This window comes from Paraburkholderia edwinii (assembly GCF_019428685.1).
Lineage (GTDB): Bacteria > Pseudomonadota > Gammaproteobacteria > Burkholderiales > Burkholderiaceae > Paraburkholderia > Paraburkholderia edwinii.
Window position 1 is genome coordinate 2,312,256 of record NZ_CP080095.1, and the last position, 20,306, is coordinate 2,332,561.

Consider the following 20,306-nt stretch of genomic DNA (forward strand, 5'->3'; position numbering starts at 1 on the left):
CGACATCACTGAAAAGGAGCCGTCATGAAAGCCGTAGGTCTTTACCGTTATCTGCCGATCAGCAACCCTGAAGCGCTGATCGATCTCGACATCGACAAGCCCGCGCCGGCCGGCCGCGACCTGCTGGTGAAGGTCGAGGCGATCTCGGTGAACCCCGTCGACTACAAGGTGCGCGCGCCGAAGGACACGGTCGAGAAAACGCCGCGCGTGCTCGGCTGGGATGCCGCCGGTACGGTCGCCGCGGTCGGTCCGGACGTCACGTTGTTCAAGGTCGGCGACCCGGTGTTCTATGCGGGCAGCATCACGCGGCCCGGCGCGAACAGCGAGTTTCATCTGGTCGACGAACGGATCGTCGGACACAAGCCGGCGTCGCTCGATTTCACGCATGCGGCCGCGCTGCCGCTGACGGCGATTACCGCCTGGGAAGCGCTGTTCGCGCGGCTGCATGTGTCGCCGCAAGGGGCTGACGAAGGCCGCACGGTGTTGATCATCGGTGGCGCGGGCGGGGTCGGCTCGATCGGCATCCAGCTCGCCAAACAACTGGCGAAGCTCACGGTGATCGCGACCGCGTCGCGGCCGGCGTCTGCGAAGTGGGCGAAAGAACTCGGCGCCGATCATATCGTCGACCATTTCGGCGATATGCCCGCGCAGATGAAAGCACTCGGCATTCCGCAAGTCGACTATGTGCTGATGTTCAACGATACGGACCAGCATTTCCCGACCGCTGCCGAACTCGTCAAACCGCAAGGCGGAATCTGCACGATCGTCGAGAACGAACGGCCCGTGCCCGTCGAATTGCTGAAAGCGAAGAGTGCGGCGTTTCATTGGGAGTTCATGTTCACGCGCGCGATGTTCGGCACGCCCGACATGATCGAGCAGCACAAGCTTCTGACGGAGGTCGCGCGCCTCGTCGACGCGGGTACGCTGCGCACGACGGTCGGCGAGGATCTTGGCCGTATCAACGCGGACAATCTGCGTCGCGCGCATCAAATGCTCGAAGAAGGGCGCGCGATCGGCAAGCTCGTGCTGACCGGCTTCTGAGCGGGGGCGTCAACGTGCATCGCGCACGGCAAGCGGGGTAATACCCGATCCGGACGATGCACGCACGCGCGGCGCACCGCGTTAGACTGACTGGCAGGGCGTTTGCATGAGGTACCGCCCGCCAGCACAACAACGAGGTGACCTATGAGCAAAAGCATGCGTATCAGCTTGAGCTTCTCCGCCGTTTCTGTTGCTGCCTCTTTTGCCTGCGCGCTTGGCGCACTGGCCGTCGTCCTGCCTGCCGTCGGCTTCGCCGCGACGCCGATCACGGTCACGTCGAAAGCGGCGACCGATGGACCGATCCGCTACACGGTGAAGGTCACGTCGAAGCAGTTCGGCAATTCGCAGGAAACCCGCACGATCCGCTCCGGCGAGTCCGACGACTTCACGTGGAAGACCGTACCGCCGGGCGGCCCGGTGCCCACCGCGAGCGATTGCCCGAATTACGCGTCGTTACCTATCGATTCGAACGGCGCGATGATCCGCCAGACTCAGATCCGCTTCGCGCCGGTCGTCGCGAAAGACGGCACCGCGACCGTGCAGCTGCATTTCCAGGCGCAGACGCCGAACGGTACGAAGGATGTGACGAGCGACGGCAAGTCGATCAAATGTCCGAACTATACGGCGGTGAGTCAGGTTCTGCGTTTCACGATGCCGACCAACGGCAGCACGAAGACCCTGACGCTCAGCGATGGGTCGCAGGTCGCGGTGAGCGCGAAGCGTTAAGCGCTAGCGGAGCGGCCTTATTGGGCGCGCTCGATAAGCCGTGATGCAAGGAACCGGTGCTCGGCCGAAAACAGCTTGCGGTACGTGAGCAGCACGGCGCCGACCGTGGCGAGCGCCGACGCGGCCGCGATCAGGAACATGATGACGATCTGATAGCGGACCGCCTGCAACGGCGACTGGCCGGCGAGCACCTGGCCCGTCATCATGCCGGGCAGACTGACCACGCCGACCACCGTCATCTGATTGAGCGTCGGAATCATGCCGGCGCGCACCGCATCGCGCGCGGGTCCCTGCGCGGCTTCCCAACGCGTCGCGCCGAGCGCGAGCGCCATTTCGACGCGGTCGCGCCGCGCGGTCAGTTCCTCGGTCATGCGCTCGATGCCGAGTGAGACGCCCGTCAGCGCATTGCCGAGGATCATGCCGAGAATCGGAATCGCGTATTGCGGCTCGTACCACGGATGGATGCGGATCACGACGAACAGCCCGACCGCCGCGACGAGCCACGAACTGGCCCAGATCGACAGAATGCTGTCCGCGCGCTGGCCTGCGTAAGTCCGCTTGCCGCGCCCCGCGCCCGCGAAGCCGGCGATCAGTGTCATGACAATCATCAGCGGCAGCACGAAATACCAGTGCGCGTGGCTGAACACCCAGCCGAGCACGTAGCCGACCGCGAGCAACTGGACGATCGTGCGCGCGGACGCCCACGCGAGCTTGCGTTCGAGATCGAGTTTGAGCAGCAGCGACAGCGCGCCGTTGACGACGATCAGCAGCGCGGCGATGCCGACTTGCCACAGGCTCAGGTCTTGCAATGTCATCGCGTCGCTTCCTTGCTGACTTTGATGCCGGTGGGTGCGCGGTCTTGTACGTCGCCTTGGACGCCTGGTGCATCGGGTGCGCTGTCATGTGCGTTGCCTTGCGCGCCTCGTGCGCTCGGCGCACCCGGTGCGCTGTCATGATGCGCATCGGGCAAGCCGTCCGCGCGTTCGCTCAGTACGCCCGCGCGCATGGTCAGTTGCCGCTTGCCGACACGCGCGGCCTGTGGCGCATCGTGCGAGACCCAGACCCACGCGCGCGGTGTCGCGGCATCGTCGAACCATGCGTTGATCAGTGCCTCGCACGCCACCGTCGACTCGGGGTCGAGCGAGGCGGTCGGCTCGTCGAGCAGCAGCACGTCGGGCACGAGCTGCAACACACGGATCAGCGCGACGATCTGCGCTTCGCCGCCCGAAAGTTCACTCGCCTGACGCGCGAGAAAACCCGTGCCGCGGCCCGCGCGCGTCGCGAGTGCTTCGGCGTACGCGCGATCGAAGCGCGCATCGCGATAGACGGAGAGCGAGAACGGGTAGCGCAGATTGTCCTCGACGCTGCCGTCGAGCAGCGCGGGGCGCTGCCGGATATACGCGACCGCGCGCCGATAGCGCGGAATGGCCGCGCGCGACACAGTCTTGCCGCGCCAGAGCACCTGTCCGGCCGAAAGCGGATCGAGCAGCGCTAGCGCGCGCAGGAGCACGCTTTTGCCCGAGCCCGACGGACCGGTGATTGCGACGCGATCGCCGCTGGCGAGCGCGAAATCGGTCGGCTGCAGCAGGGTCGTGCCGTGCCCGGCGTCGCGGCGCACGATGCCGTCGGCTTGCACGAGGGGAGTAGCCGTCATCATGTTCGTATGTGGGGAATGTCGGGCCGCTTCGTCGCGTCATTGCGTCGCATTGCATTGCACAACCCGGCGACGGCGGCGCGGCTGTCATGTTAAGCCGCGCGGCGCCCGAGGGCAAACCGGGCACGGCATCTGCTGACGAATCGGCGCAGGGAATAAGACCGGAGGAGCCCAGGCCTCATGAATGTCTCGCAGAAGACCCACCCGTCGCTCGCACGACGCATCGGAAAAATCGTCGCATGGTGTATCGCTGTCCTTGCGATACTGATCGCGGTGCTGGTCGTCTTCATCCTTACGTTCGACTGGAATCGCGCCCGCCCGTGGGTCAATGAAAAGGTTAGCGAAGCAATCGGGCGGCAGTTTGCGATCGAGGGCGACCTGAAGGTCGGATGGCGGCATCCGGTCGGCGAGACGGGCTGGCGCGCATGGGTGCCGTGGCCGCGATTTTCCGCCGCCAACATTACGATCGCGAATCCGGACTGGACCAGGCAGCCGCACTTCGCGACGCTCGATGAAATCGACTTCCAGGTGAAGGTGCTGCCGCTGCTCGCGCATGACATCGTGATTCCGGCGATCCATCTCGTGAACCCGTCGATCGATGTCGAGCGGGTTATCGACGGGCGCAATAACTGGACGTTCAAGTTCAAGCAGTCGGCGAGTCCGTCGGAATGGAAGCTCGATCTGCACGACATCGAGTTCGACAAAGGGCATATCGCGGTAAGCGACGAGCAGAAGAAAGTCGATATGCAAGTGGTCGTCGATACGTTAGGCAAGCCGATTCCGATCGGCGAGGCGCTGCAGCAGCAACAGGACAAGTCGCGTGCCGAGTCGGCGCAACAGGTCGGGCGTGCCGGCGCGAACCAGCTCGCGAAGCAGGCGAAAACGGCTGAGGCGTCGGCTGCTTCCACGGCGTCGGGCACGTCGACCGTGGTCGAGCCCGCGCATGATGCGTCGGGCGCCGTTGCGTCGGGGGCGTCGACGGTTGTCGCCGCGCCGGCAAGAGGGGTGAGCGCTGAAAGTGCCGGCGGCGCCGGCACGGCGGGAAGCAGCGCTATTGTTGAAAGTGGCGCGAGCGGCGCAACCGCGCCTGCCGTTGCGGGAACGCGACGCCAGGTGATTGCGCCATACGCGATCGGCTGGACCGTCAAAGGCGCGTATAACCGGCAGCCGGTATCGGGCGAGGGCAAGGTCGGCGGCGTGCTGGCGCTGCAGGATCCCGATCGCCCGTTCCCGATCCAGGCCGATGTGCGCGCGGGCGACCTGCACGTCGCGCTGGTCGGCACGATCACCGATCCGATGCATCTGGCCGCGCTCGATTTACGCCTGTGGCTGCGCGGCACGAGCCTTGACCGTCTGTACGGCTTCACCGGCATCACCTTGCCCGGCACGCCGCCGTATGCGACCGAAGGCCATCTGATCGGCCAATTCAAGGACAGCGGAAACGTATTCACGTATGAAAATTTTACAGGCCGGGTCGGCGGCAGCGACCTGAACGGCACGGTGACGTACGTGGGCCGCCAGCCGCGGCCGCTGCTGCAGGGCGAGCTGGTGTCGAACGAGCTGCGCTTCGCCGATCTCGCGCCGATCATCGGCGCGGACAGCAACGCAAGCAAGGCCAAACGCGGCGATGCGGCGAGGCAGCCGTCGAATAAGGTGCTGCCGGTCGAGCCGTTCAAGACCGACCGCTGGAAGGCGATCGATGCGAACGTCAAGTTCACGGGCCGGCGCATCATCAAGGATCCGAGCCTGCCGATCACGGACCTCTACACGCATGTGATCATGAAGGATGGCGTGCTGACGCTCGAGCCGCTGAAGTTCGGCGTCGCGGGCGGGTCGCTCGCGTCGAATATCAATCTCGACGGCAGCGGCACACCACTCAAAGGGCGTTTCTCGACCTCGGCGCGTCACGTCAAGCTCAAGCAGCTGTTCCCGAAAGCCGGGACGATGCAAAGCGCGCTGGGCGAGATCAATGGCGACGCGGCCTTGTCGGCAACCGGCAATTCGCCGGCGGCGCTTGCGGCGACGTCGAACGGTGAGGTGAAACTGCTGGTGACGGACGGCACGGTGAGCCGCCTGCTGATGGAAGCGGCGGGGCTCAACGTCGCGAATGTGATATACGAAAAACTCTTCGGCAAAAACGATGTGAAGATCAACTGCGCGGCGGCGGACTTCGTCGTGACCGACGGCGTGCTCGATTCGCGCGTCTTCGCACTCGATACGACCGACGCGGTGATCAACATCGACGGCAATATCAACCTGCGTGACGAGACTCTCGATCTCGGCGTGCATCCTCATACGAAGGGTTTCCGTGTCTTTTCGCTGCGCTCGCCGCTCTACGCGAAGGGCACGTTCAAGGACCCGCATGTCGGCGTAAATGCGGCTGCGCTCGCGTTGCGCGGCGGCGCCGCAGTCGGGCTCGGTCTTATCAATCCGTTCGCTGCCCTGATACCGCTGATCGCGCCGAGCAACAACAAGCCGTTGCCTTGCGACGAACTGCTGGCGAAGGTCGGCACGAAACCGGTCGCGCCGCCGCCGGGCCAGAAGCAGCCACCGAAGGCGCCGTTGCTGACGCCGGACAATACGCCGGCAACGGATGCGCAATCGACGCATGGGAAGCCGCCGGCGCATGCACCTGCGGGTGCACCCGCTCATGCGCCTGCAAAACAGGCGCCGAAAACCTCGACGCCCGACAAAGCCGCTGAATACAAGGGAAGCTGACGTGTCGCGTATCGGTCACGCGCAAAAATCAAATCTCGATAAGGATTGGCATCGTGCAGGTCATCGAACGATACGGGCGGCGAAGTATTGCGCGCGACCAGACCGCGATGAAGTCGCGATAAAGTGCGCGCGGTAACGTGCGTTCTCGCAAAAACGAAGAAGGCCGCGCATGTACGCGGCCTTCTTCCTGTGCATGAACGTTTGATGATGCAGTGACGGGCGTGAGAACCGGGCTTACGTGACGCGCAAAACCTGAACCATCTGAGTGAAACGTGAGAGAAGCCTAGCGCAGCGATCGCGGCGTTGCGTCGCCGGCATCCTGCCGCCGCATGCGCCGCGCGCCCGCGGCTGAACGCGTGGCGCCGAACTCCGGGAGAATGCGCGCACGCGCGCGGCTTGCGAATACGAGGAAGCCGAAGCCGTCCGCCTCGTACCAGTAGCCGCCGTTCTCGAGGCCATCGAGCGGCTGCTCGAGCGCGTTCGCTATCGATTCGATGCAGCGGCGGCGCAACTCGGCGGTGGCCGGATACGGCGGCTGGGCACCGCGCACGCAGCATAGCAACACATCGAGCCCGGGCAGCACGTGGGCATAGAGCACTGGCTCGTCCTGCGCACGGGCACGCGCGATTTTCGTATCGAGCTGGCCGAACGCCTTGAAATGACGTAGTACCGCGAGGAACGACTCGTCGCCGTCCACCTTCGCGCGTCTACGCTTTTTCGGGAAGGACATAAAAATTCGCCTGAAAAAGAATTGCAAGAAACGCAGCGTCCTCATGCGACCACTCCCGGCTTCGCGCGCCGCACGTCGATCTTTTATAGCATACGAAAATGCCGGATTCACGGTGATTCGACATTGTTCCGTCTCACACCGGCCCGTGCGGAACATGCCGAATCGTGTCGCCGTGCGCTTTCGCATTCTGTGCATCTGTCTCCATGATAGACGCATGGGCTACGCGATTGATTCCGTCACCGATAAAAAAGGCATTTTTGTGTGCGCCAGCACTTCTCCAACATAATTTGCCGCGCGGCATGACACATCGCTTCGCATGCGCCATGCCGCACCGCCCGGCCGCGTTGAAATCTCGACCATTCACGTCGATAATGACTCGATTCCAGCCGCGCAGCGCTCGTCGCGCCGGTGCTGCCCGGTTTTGAGGCTACCTGAGGTCGTAGTGGTTGCCTACCCGTGCATGTCCTGATGCCTCGTCTTCGCGCGCGATTCGTTGCCCGGTTCGCTGCACGGTTCGTTGCCCAGTTCGCTGCTCAGTTCGCTGCTCAGTTGGCTGCACGGTTCGCTGTTCATTGTGCCGCACGTCATCTTGCCGCTGGTCCTGTCCGCTTGTCTTGCGATCGCCTTCGTCTATCGATCGCGCTGTCTGTCCTTGCGGCCGGAACGACTGTTTGTGGCCGGAAAGTTTGCCAGGCGAATATGAAACTATTCACAAAGGGTTTGCTGCTGATCGCATTGCCGAGCGTCGTCGAGCTCGCGCTGCTCGGGGTGGTGTTCGATACGCAGGAGCAAACCGCGCTTGCGGTGCAGTCGGCCGCAAATAGCAAGCAGATTCTCTATCAGGCGTCCGCGCTCGAAGACCCGCTATTGCGCCAGGCGGCGCGCGTGCGCACAGGGCTAATCGTCGGCGACCCGGCGTTTATCGAGCGTCATGCGGCGTGGGTCGACCTGTCGGACCGGCTCATGCATCTCGATCAGCTGGTGGCCGATACGCCGCAGCAGGCCGCGCGCGTGCGCACGATGCGCGATGCAATCGACCGTTATCACGCGCAGGCCATCGATGCCGCGGACGTGCTGCGCGAAGGCCGCAGCACGAAGGCCTATGTTTCGCTCGAGGCGAACGCGGTGCCGGCGCAGATCGGCATCGTTCGTAATGAACTCGACGCTTTTGTCGCGGAAGCATCGCGTCTTGACGCACAGCGCAGCGCATCGGTAATGCAAACGCGTGCGCGCCAGCAATATGCGCTGATCGCCGCGGTGGTCGGCTCCATGTTGATCTGGGCGGTCACCGCGCTCGTGTTCGCGCGCAATATCGGCCGCCGCCTCGAAGTGCTGACCGATAACGCCGAGCGTCTCGGCAACGGTCAGCCGTTGAGCGCGCCGCTTGCCGGCAACGACGAAATCGCGGCCCTCGACCGCGCGCTGCACCAGACGAGTGCCCGTCTGCGCGTCGCCGAGCAGGAGCAGGTCACGCTGCAAAAGCGGCTCGAAGCACGCGCGGCCGAGCTGGCCGGCGTCAACGAGGCGCTGCGCCAGGAGACGCAGGACAACGAGATGTTTATCTACAGCGTGTCGCACGATCTGCGTTCGCCGCTCGTGAACCTGCAGGGCTTTTCGAAGGAACTGCAGGTGTCGTGCGACGATGTGCGCGCAACGATCGATGCGGCGAAGCTGCCCGATGTCGAAGAACGGCGCCTTGCACGCGTGCTCGACGGCGATATGCGTGAGTCTCTGCAGTTTCTGCGCTCGTCGGTCACGCGCGCGGCGGCGATCATCGATGCGCTGTTGCGCATCTCGCGCGCGGGCCGGCTCGAGTATCAATGGCAGCGCGTGAGCGTGGGCCGCGTGGTCGCGCGCGCGGTCGATGCGCTGGAGACGCAGATTCACCAACGGTTCGCAACGGTCACGGTGCGCGACCTGCCGACCGCGTGGGGCGACCCGGGCGCGATCGAGCAGGTGTTCAGCAACCTGCTCAGCAATGCGCTGAATTTCCTCGATCCGGGCCGGCCGGGCCGCATCGAAGTGGGCGCGCTTCCCGCCGAACCGGAGGACGAAGCCGACCCGCAAGCGCCGACGACGCGAACCTTCTATGTGCGAGACAATGGCCTCGGCATTCCGGCCGCCTACATGCCTAAAATGTTTCGCGCATTCCAGCGGCTGCATGGCGATATCTCGAAGGGCGACGGCATCGGCCTCGCGCTCGTGCGGCGCACGGTGGAACGGCACGGCGGACGGGTCTGGGTCGAATCGGCGGAAGGGGCGGGGTCGACGTTTTTCGTCGTGCTGCCGGATCAGCCGGTGCGCACGGGGTGAACTTGCAGGCGCAGCAGCCTGAAAGCGAAGTAGCCAGAAAAAGCGGCAACACGATTGTCAAAAACAGCGGCGGGGGCAGCAGTCAATGCACGCAGTGGACGGAGAAAACATGACAGGGTCGGCAGCAGTGGGCAAGACGGTGGGCATCGTGCTCGTCGAGGATGACGATGGGCACGCGACGCTCGTCGAGCGCAACCTGCGCCGCGCCGGCATATCGAATGGTTTCGTAAGATTTGCGGATGGTCAGCAGGCGCTCGACTATTTCTTCGGCGACCGGCCGCTCGGCGAGAACGCCGGCAAGTATCCGCCGCGCGACGATCTGACGAACTACGTCGTGCTGCTCGACCTCAAGATGCCGCGCGTCGACGGCTTCGAGGTGCTGCGGCGGCTGAAGGAGTCGCCCACGACGGCGGCGATGCCCGTCATCGTGCTGACGACCACCGACGATCCGCGCGAAATCGAACGGTGCTATGAACTAGGCTGCAACGTGTACATCACGAAGCCCGTCGAGTACGACGCGTTTATCGAAGCGGTGCGCCGGCTCGGGTTCTTTTTGCAAGTGGTTAAACTGCCGCCCGGGCAACGGATGATCGTCGCGTGATGGTGCGCACGCCATAGCGCATGGCGATGCGCGAGGGTAGGTGACGGTGCGGTCGAGGTCGTTGGCGGCAGTCAAGGGCCGCAGTCAAGGGCCGCAGTCAACGGCCGCAGTCAACGGCCGCAGTCAACGGCCGCAGTCATCGACAGCAGAGACAACGAAGATACAGCATGACACAAGAAGGATCCACGCTACCTGCGGCTCATGTGCTCGTCGTCGACGACGACGAGGGCATCCTGCGTCTCGCGCGCAAGTCGCTCGAACGCGCGGGCTGCAAGGTCGCGCTGTGCGCGGGCGTCGGTGCGGCGCGCGCGCGCATTGCCGAGAGCGAACCGGACCTGCTCGTGCTCGACTATCAGCTGACCGGTGCGGAGACGGGGCTCGACTTTTTCCGGCGGTTGCGCAGCGAAGGCGTGCGCGTGCCCGCCATTCTCGTGACCGGCTTCACCGACGAATCGCGCGTGATCGAGGCATTGCGCTCGGGCGTATCCGACGTCGTGCCGAAGGCCGGCGACTATCTCGACTATCTGCCCGAAGCGGTCGAACGCGTGCTGTCGCAGGTGCGGCTGCAACGCGCGTCGGCCGAAGCGCTGATGCTGCGCGACCGCGAGCAGCATTACCGAACGCTTTCGGAAGCGCTGCCGCACCTCGTGCTCACGTGCAGCGCGAGCGGCGCGTGCGACTTCGTGTCGAAACAGTGGGTCGACTATACGGGGCTCGAAAGCGCCGCGTCGCTAGGCCTGGCGTGGCTCGACGCCGTGCACCCCGACGATCGCGAGGAAGTGCGCCGCACATGGTTGAGGACCGTGCGGAGCGGCACGTCCGAGTATCGGCACGAATTGCGCATTCGCCGCCACGATGGCGTGTATCGCTGGTTCGACACGCGTATCGTCGCGATGCGCGATGCCGACGGCACGGTCAGCAAATGGTTCGGTAGTTGCACGGACATCCATTCGCAGCGCGAGGCGATCGAGGAGCGCGAACGGCTGCTCGAATCGGAGCAGACCGCGCGCCAGGCAGCTGAAGAAGCAAACCGCGCGAAAGATCGCTTTCTCGCGATGCTGTCGCATGAGCTGCGCACGCCGCTGACACCGGTGCTGGCCGGCGCACGCATGGTCGAGATGATCCCGGGGCTGCCCGAAGCGGCGCGCTCGGGCATCGCGATGATTCGCCGCAATGTCGAACTCGAAGCGCGGCTGATCGACGATCTGCTCGACCTGACGCGCGTGGCGAACGGCAAGCTGCGTCTATCGCACGAAACGGTCGATGTGCACGAGGTGATCGATAGCGTGCTCGAACTCTTTCGCAGTGAGATTCAAGTCAAGCAGCAGGACGTGCATGTCGACAAGGCGGCTCAACACCACTATGTGCTCGGCGATCGCGCGCGGCTGCAGCAGATGCTATGGAATCTGATCCGCAACGCGGCGAAGTTCACGCCGGATGGCGGGCATATTTATGTGCGCACGCGCGACGAGCGCATGCATGTGCAGATCTCGGTTGAAGATACGGGCGTCGGTATCGAGCCTGAGCAGATCGGCAAGCTCTTCAATGCGTTCGAGCAGGGCAGCCAGAATATGTCGCGGCAATTCGGCGGACTCGGGCTCGGGCTTGCAATCACGAAGGCGCTAACCGATGCGCATGGGGGCACGGTCACCGCCTATAGCCCCGGCGCGCATTGCGGCGCGACCTTCACGATCACTTTGCCGACTGCCGAAGCGCCGACCGAAAAGCCGGTCGTTGCGGACGCATCGACGCGTCATCCGGCCGGCGCGCTCGCGATTCTGATGGTCGAAGACCATGAAGATACCGCCGAGGTGATGGCGCAACTGATTCGTACGCTCGGGCACGAAGTGACGGTGGTGGGGCGGGTGTCGGATGCGCTTGCGGCGACACAGACCGCATCGTTCGATCTGATCGTGAGCGATGTCGGCCTGCCCGATGGCACGGGCATCGACTTTATCCGCGCGTTTCGCGAGCGCTCCGACGTGCCGGCCGTCGCGCTGACGGGCTTCGGCACCGACGAGGATATCCGGCGCTGTATCGATGCGGGATTCAACGCGCATCTGACGAAACCCGTCAACTTCATGCAGCTCGAAAAAGCGATTGAAAGTGCGGCGAACGCGAAAGCGGAGAAGGCCGCAGGCCGATCTTAACGCGGCGAACTCTTCAGCGAATCGCGGATCTCGCGCAACAGCAACGTATCTTCGGGCGGTGCGGCCGGCGCTGCCGCTTCGGCTTCAGTCGGCTTGCGCAGGTTGTTGATGAACTTGACCATCAGAAAGATGATGAACGCGAGAATCGCGAAGTTGATCACGGCTGTGATGAATGCGCCGTAGCCGAACACCGCAACGCCCGCGGTCTGCAGGTCTTTATACGAACCGGGGTTGCCTTTGAAGCTGTCGGGAATATGCCCGAGCAGAATAAACAGATTCGAGAAATCGAGGCCGCCGGTTGCCGTGCCGACGATCGGCATGATCAGGTCTTTCACCACTGAATTGACGATGGTGGAAAACGCGCCGCCGATAATCACACCGACTGCCAGATCCATGACGTTGCCCTTGAGGGCGAATTCCTTGAATTCCTTGATCATGCTCATAAGGCATCTCTCCTGGTGGTCAATGCACGCATGATAGCGAACGATCGGACAGGCGGGGTAGAAGGTTTGATGGACGTGCCCTTGCCGCGGGCGTGATTGTGCTCCTACACCTGCGCCGAACGCGCGCGCTCGATATGCGTCGCGAACGTGAGCGTATCGGTATTGGTTCCGCATAGCAGCACGCCGACGCGTTTGCCCTGCAGCGTTTCGCGTAAGGGGCCGAGCAGGGCCGCGGTCGCCGCCGCGCAAGCAGGCTCGACCGCGAGTTTCAGTTGCGAGAACAACGTGAGCATCGCCGCGCGCAATTGATCGTCACTAACGGTCACGAGGCGGTCGATATGCCGGCGGCACAGTTCGTAGCTGTATTGCTCGGTATGCGGCGACATCAGCGAATCGGCGATCGAATGCATATGGCCCATCTTCACCGTGTGATTCGCCGCGAAGCTGCGGCTCATGACGTCGGCGCCTTCAGGTTCGACACCGAACACATGGACGCGCGGATTCGCCAGACGCAGCGCAGTCGATACGCCGGCCGCGAGGCCGCCGCCGCCCACCGGCACGATCACCGCATCGAGATCGGGCGTTTGCGTGGCCCATTCGTAACCGAGCGTCGCGCTGCCGAGCACGGTGCGATAGCCGTTGAACGGGTGCACGAAATAGCGGCCTTCTTCCGCTTCAATGCGGCGCACGATCTCGAAGGCCTCGACGGCGTTTTCCGCGATCACGACTTCCGCGCGAAACTGCCGGCAAAGCGCAATGCGCGCCGGGTTCGCCGAACGGAACACGACGACCTTCGCGCTGATGCCCAGCCGCATCGCTGCATACGCGACCGCGATCGCGTGATTGCCGCCCGATACGCATGTCACGCCCGCGCTGCGCTGCGGTTCGTCGAGCCCAAGCAGATTCGTAAACGCGCCGCGTGCCTTGAAGCTGCCGCCGGCTTGCAGCAGCTCGAACTTGAAGTTGACGAGCGTGCCCTCGAGCGTTGGGAAGTCCATCCGATCGAACACCGGTGTTCGCACGACCCACGGCGTCAACGCAAAATGCTGCGAAGCGATCGCATCGAGCGTCGGAATCGGCTCGCCGTCGATCGTGTGGTCGGTGTGCTGCTGGATGGCGGTGGACATGGCGTGATCGTACGTGGGTTGCGTTCGTGGGGGGATGATTGCGCCGGGCTAAAACACTCAGTTGGTGTGTGCGTCGAGCGACATGCTGTGGATGAACTTGCCGAGGAAGCGCTCGCACTGCACAAGCTGTTCGAGTGCGACGAATTCGTTTGCCTTGTGTGCCTGCTGGATATCGCCGGGCCCGCAGACGATGCTCGGAATGCCGGCGCGCGAAAAGAGTCCGGCCTCGGTGCCATAGGCGACCTTGCGCTTGTCCTGATTCGCGGTGAGCGCGCGCACGAGTTGCGTGATCGCGGTTTGCTCCGCCGCGTCGAGCCCCGGCGCTGCGGCCACCTTCGTGAATTCGATCGCGGCCGCCTCATGCTCGCGCTTCATTTTCGGCAGCAGCGTTTCGCGCGCGTACTGCTCGATGCGCGCAAAGATCGGCTCGGGGTCGAGCGTCGGCAGATTGCGGAACTCGAACGCGAAACGGCATTCGGCCGGCACTGTGTTGACGGCGTTTCCGCCTTCGATCGTGCTGGTTTGCGCAGTCGAAAACGGCACGTCGTAGAGTTCGTCGAACGGACCTTGCTCGCGGAACTGATCGGCCATATCGCGGATATAGCAGATGAGGCGCGCCGCATATTCGATCGCGTTGACGCCTTTAGGCGTAAGCGACGAATGCGCGGCCTGGCCACGCACGCAGCATCGATACACGTTGATGCCCTTGTGCGCGATGATCGGCCGCATGCTCGTCGGTTCTCCGACAATGCAGCCGTCAGGCTTGATGCCGCGTTTGATCAGATCTTCGATCATCAACGGCGCGCCGATGCAACCGACTTCCTCGCCAAACGATAGCGCGAGATGAATTGGCCGCGCGAGTTTTGTATTTTGCATTTCAGGCACGAGCGTCAGCGCCGCGCCGATAAACCCCTTCATATCGCAGGTGCCGCGGCCGTACAGTTTGCCGTCGCGTACTTCGGGCTTGAAGGGATCGGAGTCCCAGTGCTGGCCGTCGACCGGCACGACATCGGTATGTCCGGACAGCACGACGCCGCCGTTCGTTTCGCCGTCGTGCGCCGGAATCGTCGCAAAGAGATTGGCCCATGTGCCGCCTTCGCCGTGCGTCAGCGTGGCGTCGATGCCGTGCTTGCGCAAGGCGTCGCGCACGGTTTCGATCAGGCCGAGATTGGGATTGCGGCTCACCGTGTCGAATGCCACGAGTCGCTCGATCCACGGCAGCGAAACCGGAGCAGTGCTTGAATGGCCCTGTGAAGAGACGTCGGGAAGTGCGTTGGAAGAAGCGTTGGCGGAAACGTTTGACACAGCGGATGCGGATCGAGAAGACATTCTTGAGGGCTGAGCTGCTGATTCAGCGACCTGGGACATGACGGGACTCCGCTTGATTGTCTGCCCGATCATACCGAAAAACCCTTAATAAGCCAAAGCGCTAAAGGGCACATAAAGGGGACAAGCGAGGGTACATAAGCGGCTTTTAAAGCGTTTGCGCAATGCAGCATAAAACGCTTATGTGCGCGCTTGCAATTGCAATTGCCTCGTATTAGCAGGCGCTATTGACGCAATAACTCGAGCAACGCGTGTTCGTAGATTTGATAGACGGGCGCGATGCTCGCCAGTTCGACGCGCTCGTCGCTGGCGTGCAGCTGTTCGCCGCGCGGACCGAAACCGCATAGCGCGGGGATCGACAGCGACGCGAGATAGTTGCCGATATTCGAAGGGCCTGCGACTTCACATGGCGGCACTGCACCGAATATGTGCCGTGCCGCTTTGCACAATGTGTTCAACATAGGATGCGTATCGGACACCCGATAAGCGGGCCAGCCGTCGATCCATTCGATGTCCGTCAATAGATTATTTGCAGGACTGGAGGTGTAGGCGATGTCGTGTGCGCGAATCGCATCGGCAATCAGACCGCGCGCGTGCTCAGCATCGAAGCGCGGCGTGAGCCGGATATCGACCTTGAGTTCGCAACGATCGGGTACTGCAGTGAAGCCGTCGTCGCCTGCCTTGATGCCGGTCACGGTCAATTGTGCCTGGCGGTCAAAAGTCCCGTAGTCGATGCGGGGCAGCGGCATATCGTGCAGCGCGTTGGCGAGTGCGCCACCGCGTACCGCCGCGTTGAGCCCGCGCGAGCTGCCGCTGCCCGAATGCGCGGCGATGCCGTGCACAACAAGCTTCGCGCGCAGAAAGCCGCGCGCACCGACCATGATGCGGTCGTGTCCCGGATAGCCGATCAGCACGCCGTCGGGGCGTGAGGCGCGGGCGTGCCCGGTTTGATTGGCAACGCTGTCAAGCTTCGCGGTCGTGTTGCCCTGGTTGTCGACGAAGCTGTCAAAGAACGCACGCGCGCCGCCGAAACGGCCCGTGTGTTCGTCGAGGTCGAGCAGCAGGCCGATGCGTCCGGCGAATTCCGTGGTCCGTTGTGAAAGCGCTACCAGCAGATGCGCAAACAGCGCGGCGCCTGATTTGCTATCGGCGGCGCCGCGGCCAATCAGCCAGCCATCGACGATATGCGCGCCGAGCGGCGGTTGAGTCCAGACCGCTTCGTCGCCGAAGCCTGCCGTGTCGAGCGTCGCGTTGAGCACATAGTAGGGCGGGTTACCGGACGTGATGCGGGGCGCGGGACCGGATGCTTTGTCCGATGAATTGGATGGTGCATGCGCCGTGGTTTTGGTCGAAGGGTTGGTCGAAGCGTTTTCCGAAGCCTTCGCCGTGGTGGCAGCGCTTCCACACACTTCCGCATACAGCGCGAGCGGCTCGCCGCTCGCGGACACGATGCGTGTACGCGGCAAGCCCGGCGCGTGTCGCGCGAACCATTGCTCGATGCATTCGAGGATCGGCGTCGTGGGATCGATGCCGCCGCGGCTCGGAATGCGCACGAGCGCCGCGAGCAGATCGACGATCGATGCCGTGCGTGCGTCAAGTGCGGCGAGTGTGCCGCGTGCATCGCCTGTATCTCGTGTGTCGCCTGCATCCGGAGCGCCATCCGCGCGTGCGGTCCGATGCACATCGTACGCACGCTTCTGGTTGTTGCCGCTCCCGGATGTGTCTGTCATCTTGGCTTCACTGCGCTGTCACACGCTGACCTGCCGCGCCTCGTGCGGGCGCACCGAGCGCGCGCAGCGTTTCCTTGACGGTCGCGACGCGCACCGCGAGATCGGGGCTGCGCGTTTCGATGCGCAGCTTGTCCTGTCCCGCCAGCTTGATGTGCTTGTGCTTCTGAACCATTTCGATAATGCGCATCCCGTCGACCGGTGGATTAGGAATGAATTGCAGCGCGATCACCGCTTCACCCGCGTCGATCTTCGAAATACCGAGCGGTCGCGCGGCGAGCCGCAGCCGATGCGTTTCGACGAGCGCATGCGCCTGCGGCGGCATCTTGCCGAAGCGGTCGATCAGTTCTTCCTGAATGCCGTCGATTGAATCGTTGTGTTCGCAATTGGCGAGCCGCTTGTACAGCGATAAGCGTTCCTGCACATCGCCGCAGTAATCGGCGGGCAGAATCGCGGGTGCGTGCAGATTGATTTCGGTCGTCGCCGCGAGCGGCGCGGTGAGGTCGGGCTCCTTGCCGTCTTTCAGCGCCTTGACCGCATCGTTGAGCATATCGGTGTAGAGCTGGAAGCCGATCTCGTGAATCTCGCCCGACTGCTTGTCGCCGAGCACTTCGCCGGTACCGCGAATTTCGAGGTCGTGCATCGCGAGATAGAAGCCGGCGCCGAGTTCTTCCATCTGCTGAATCGCTTCGAGCCGCCGTTGCGCCTGCTTCGTGAGGCCCTGCGGATCATGCACGAGCAGATAGCTATAGGCCTGGTGATGCGAGCGGCCGACGCGGCCGCGCAACTGGTGCAATTGCGCGAGGCCGAACTTGTCGGAGCGGTGAATCAGGATCGTATTCGCGCTCGGCACGTCGATACCGGTTTCGATAATCGTCGTACACAGCAGCACGTTGGCGCGCTGCGCGACGAAATCGCGCATCACGCGTTCGAGTTCGCGCTCGTGCATCTGTCCATGCGCGACCGCAATGCGCGCTTCGGGGACGAGCGCTTCGAGCATCGCGCGGCGATTCTCGATCGTCTCCACTTCGTTATGCAGAAAGTAAACCTGGCCGCCGCGCTTCAGTTCGCGCAGCATTGCTTCGCGAATCACGCTGTCTTCCTCGCGCCGCACGAAGGTCTTGATGGCGAGCCGCTTTTGCGGCGCCGTGGCGATCACCGAGAAATCGCGCAAGCCCTCGAGCGCCATGCCGAGCGTGCGCGGAATCGGCGTCGCGGTCAGCGTGAGCACGTCCACTTCGGCGCGCAACGCCTTGAGTGCTTCCTTCTGACGTACGCCGAACCGATGCTCTTCGTCGATGATCACCAGACCGAGCCGCTTGAACTGCACTTCCGACGAAAGCAGCTTGTGCGTGCCGATTACGATATCGACGCTGCCTTCGTTGATCTGCTGGATCGCCGCGTTGATTTCCCTGGTGGTCTTGAAGCGCGACAGTTCGGCGATGCGCACGGGCCAGTCGGAGAAGCGGTCGCTGAAAGTTTGCGTGTGCTGTTCGGCAAGCAGCGTGGTGGGCGACAGCAGCGCGACCTGCTTGCCGCCCATCACGGCGATAAACGCCGCGCGCAGCGCGACCTCGGTCTTGCCGAAACCGACGTCGCCGCAGACGAGCCGGTCCATCGGCTTACCGCTCGTCATATCGCCAATCACGGCGGCGATTGCCGCGGCCTGGTCCGGCGTTTCCTCGAAGCCGAAGCTTTCCGCGAACTTCACGTAATCGCGCGGATCGAGCTTGAAAGCGTGGCCTTCGCGTGCCGCGCGGCGCGCGTACAGATTCAGCAATTCGGCGGCCGTATCGCGGATCTGCTGCGCGGCCTTGCGCTTCGCCTTTTCCCACTGGCCGGAGCCCAGCGAATGCAGCGGCGCGCTTTCGGGGTCCGCGCCGCTGTAGCGCGAGATCACATGCAACTGCGCGACCGGCACATAGAGCTTGCTTTCGCCCGCGTATTCGAGATGCAGGAACTCGGTCTCGCCTTCGCCGAGATCCATCGTCACGAGGCCCATATAGCGGCCGATGCCGTGCTGCGCGTGGACGACGGGATCGCCGACCTTGAGCTCGGACAGGTCGCGCACCATCGAGTCGACGTTGCTCGCCTGTTCCTGACGGCGCCGTCCGGCACGGCGCGCGAGCGGCCCGTAAAGCTCGGTTTCGGTGATGATCGCGATGCCTTCGCCCGGCAGCGCAAAACCGCTCGCGAGCGGCGCGACGCCGATCGAGAAGCGCGCGTCGGCGCTGAGCCATGCTTCGAAACTGTCAGCTGGACCGCCGCGCAGATCGTTTTCCGCGAGCAGCTGCGCGATGGTTTCGCGACGGCCCGCCGATTCGACCGCGAACAACACGCGATTCGGCGTCGTATCGAGATACGCGCGCAATGCGGTGACGGGGTCTTCCGCGTGACGGTCGAGCGCGAGGTTCGGCAGCGGCGCGGCCCAGCCGCCCTCGGCTTTTGCGGGCAGCGTCAGGCGCGCGAACGGCTTGGCGAGCGTAAAGAAATCTTCGTCTGACAGAAAGAGCCGCTGCGGCTCGAGAATCGGCCGGTCACGATCGTGCGAGAGGAAGTTGAAGCGTTGTTTCGTGTCGGCGGTGAAGCGCTTGATCGATGCGTCGAGGTCGCCCGTGAAAACCAGATGCGAGCCGTCGGGCAGATAGTGGAAGAGGGTCGCCGTATCTTCGAAAAAGAGCGGCAGATAGTATTCGATACCCGCCGACGGTACGCCGTTGCCGATGTCCTTGTAGATCGACGCACGGCTCGGATCGCCCTCGAACACCTCGCGCCATCGGCTGCGAAATGCGGTGCGCGACGCTTCGTCGAACGGAAACTCGCGGCCCGGCAGCAGGCGGACGTCGCGTACGGGGTACAGGCTGCGCTGGGTGTCGGGATCGAAGGCGCGGATCGAATCGACCTGATCGTCGAACAGGTCGAGCCGGTACGGCAGGGGCGAGCCCATCGGAAACAGATCGATCAGCGAGCCGCGCACGCAGTATTCGCCGGGGCGCATGACCTGGCTGACGTGCTCGTAGCCGGCCAGCGTGAGCTGCGACTTCAGTTTCGCTTCGTCGAGACGTTCGCCCTGCGCAAACGCGAACGTGTACGCAGCCATGAAGGACGCGGGCGGCATGCGGTAGAGCGCCGTGGTGGCGGGCACGAGCAGGATGTCGCAGCGGCCCTCACCGAGGTCGTGCAGCGTCGCGAGCCGTTCCGAGACCAGATCCTGGTGCGGCGAAAACGTGTCGTACGGCAGCGTTTCCCAGTCCGGCAGCAGCCGCACGCGTGCGTTCGGCGCGAAGTACGGGATTTCCTGCGACAGGCGCTGTGCGTCGACGGCGCTGGCGCAGACGACGGCCAGCAGCGGCAGTTGTTCCTTGTACGCGAGGTGGTAGCGGGCGATCAGCAGCGCGTCGGCGGAACCTTGCGCGCCGTCGAACGCAAAGCGCTGGCCGGCTTTGACGGGTGCGACGGGGGGCTTCCACTGGGCAGCATACCGCTCTACGGCGGTCCCCTGCGGAGGAGTCGGCTGCGGCGGATTCGACGGGGATGCGGCGGTGTCGGACATAAATAAGGAGGAACGGCCGTGAATTGTGGCAACTAGTGTGTCAACTGCGGTGTCTAGCTTCGGGAACTCATGTCCGGCTAACACTTCGAGGCTATCTTCGGTGCAAGCGTCGGCTGAAGCGCGACAGAAACGGCAAGTTTACGCGTGTCGGGACGTGCGAGCGAAAGACCTATTATAAAATCCGACCTTCACTTTGA

The 20,306-nt window shown here is 63.6% G+C and carries 13 protein-coding genes and 1 pseudogene; 6 read left to right on the top strand and 8 right to left on the bottom strand.

Annotated features, from left to right (window positions below; genetic code table 11):
- Positions 1–24: 24 nt before the first annotated feature.
- Both KZJ38_RS10280 and KZJ38_RS10285 read left to right on the top strand, forming a co-directional pair.
- Positions 25–1,041: a zinc-binding alcohol dehydrogenase family protein gene (locus tag KZJ38_RS10280; protein ID WP_219799940.1), complete on the top strand. Its 1,017-nt coding sequence runs from the start codon at positions 25–27 to the stop codon at positions 1,039–1,041.
- Between the two features lie 144 nt (positions 1,042–1,185).
- Positions 1,186–1,767: a DUF6013 family protein gene (locus KZJ38_RS10285; protein WP_425518340.1), complete on the top strand. Its 582-nt coding sequence runs from the start codon at positions 1,186–1,188 to the stop codon at positions 1,765–1,767.
- A 17-nt stretch (positions 1,768–1,784) separates the two neighbouring features.
- Here the strand turns inward: KZJ38_RS10285 and KZJ38_RS10290 are convergent, their stop codons facing one another.
- Both KZJ38_RS10290 and KZJ38_RS10295 read right to left on the bottom strand, forming a co-directional pair.
- Entirely contained in the window at positions 1,785–2,582 is a 798-nt protein-coding gene (locus KZJ38_RS10290; RefSeq protein ID WP_219799941.1) for an ABC transporter permease, read from the bottom strand.
- 140 nt (positions 2,583–2,722) lie between these two features.
- Positions 2,723–3,421 (bottom strand): annotated as a pseudogene (locus KZJ38_RS10295) (ABC transporter ATP-binding protein); the annotation flags it as partial.
- A 180-nt stretch (positions 3,422–3,601) separates the two neighbouring features.
- On the opposite strand from KZJ38_RS10295, the gene KZJ38_RS10300 reads away from it, so the two are divergent.
- Positions 3,602–6,139 (top strand): AsmA family protein, encoded by a 2,538-nt coding sequence (locus tag KZJ38_RS10300; protein ID WP_219799942.1) that lies wholly within the window; start codon positions 3,602–3,604, stop codon positions 6,137–6,139.
- 283 nt (positions 6,140–6,422) lie between these two features.
- Here the strand turns inward: KZJ38_RS10300 and KZJ38_RS10305 are convergent, their stop codons facing one another.
- Positions 6,423–6,914 (bottom strand): hypothetical protein, encoded by a 492-nt coding sequence (locus KZJ38_RS10305; protein WP_219799943.1) that lies wholly within the window; start codon positions 6,912–6,914, stop codon positions 6,423–6,425.
- A gap of 654 nt (positions 6,915–7,568) precedes the next feature.
- Here KZJ38_RS10305 and KZJ38_RS10310 point away from each other — a divergent pair.
- The 3 genes from KZJ38_RS10310 to KZJ38_RS10320 all read left to right on the top strand — a co-directional run bounded on the left by KZJ38_RS10310 (position 7,569) and on the right by KZJ38_RS10320 (position 11,933).
- Entirely contained in the window at positions 7,569–9,182 is a 1,614-nt protein-coding gene (locus KZJ38_RS10310) for a sensor histidine kinase (protein ID WP_219799944.1), read from the top strand.
- Between the two features lie 109 nt (positions 9,183–9,291).
- Complete coding sequence (locus tag KZJ38_RS10315; RefSeq protein WP_219799945.1) at positions 9,292–9,783, top strand: response regulator; 492 nt, start codon at positions 9,292–9,294, stop codon at positions 9,781–9,783.
- Between the two features lie 167 nt (positions 9,784–9,950).
- Positions 9,951–11,933 (top strand): hybrid sensor histidine kinase/response regulator, encoded by a 1,983-nt coding sequence (locus tag KZJ38_RS10320; RefSeq protein WP_219799946.1) that lies wholly within the window; start codon positions 9,951–9,953, stop codon positions 11,931–11,933.
- Here the strand turns inward: KZJ38_RS10320 and mscL are convergent.
- From mscL to mfd, 5 genes are all read right to left on the bottom strand, one after another.
- Positions 11,930–12,376 carry a large conductance mechanosensitive channel protein MscL gene (gene mscL / locus KZJ38_RS10325; protein ID WP_219799947.1) on the bottom strand — a complete coding sequence of 149 codons (447 nt, stop codon included), beginning with the start codon at positions 12,374–12,376 and terminating at the stop codon, positions 11,930–11,932. The two genes, KZJ38_RS10320 and mscL, sit on opposite strands and share 4 nt — an antisense overlap.
- Before the next feature lie 104 nt (positions 12,377–12,480).
- On the bottom strand, positions 12,481–13,503 hold the full coding sequence (locus KZJ38_RS10330; RefSeq protein WP_219799948.1) for a threonine/serine dehydratase family protein: 1,023 nt from the start codon (positions 13,501–13,503) through the stop codon (positions 12,481–12,483).
- 57 nt (positions 13,504–13,560) lie between these two features.
- Entirely contained in the window at positions 13,561–14,871 is a 1,311-nt protein-coding gene (gene argE / locus KZJ38_RS10335) for an acetylornithine deacetylase (protein ID WP_219799949.1), read from the bottom strand.
- Between the two features lie 182 nt (positions 14,872–15,053).
- Positions 15,054–16,559, bottom strand: a complete 1,506-nt coding sequence (locus KZJ38_RS10340) for a M20 family metallopeptidase (protein WP_246641709.1) — start codon at positions 16,557–16,559, stop codon at positions 15,054–15,056.
- A 7-nt stretch (positions 16,560–16,566) separates the two neighbouring features.
- Positions 16,567–20,109, bottom strand: a complete 3,543-nt coding sequence (gene mfd, locus KZJ38_RS10345) for a transcription-repair coupling factor (protein ID WP_219799950.1) — start codon at positions 20,107–20,109, stop codon at positions 16,567–16,569.
- Positions 20,110–20,306: the final 197 nt, after the last annotated feature.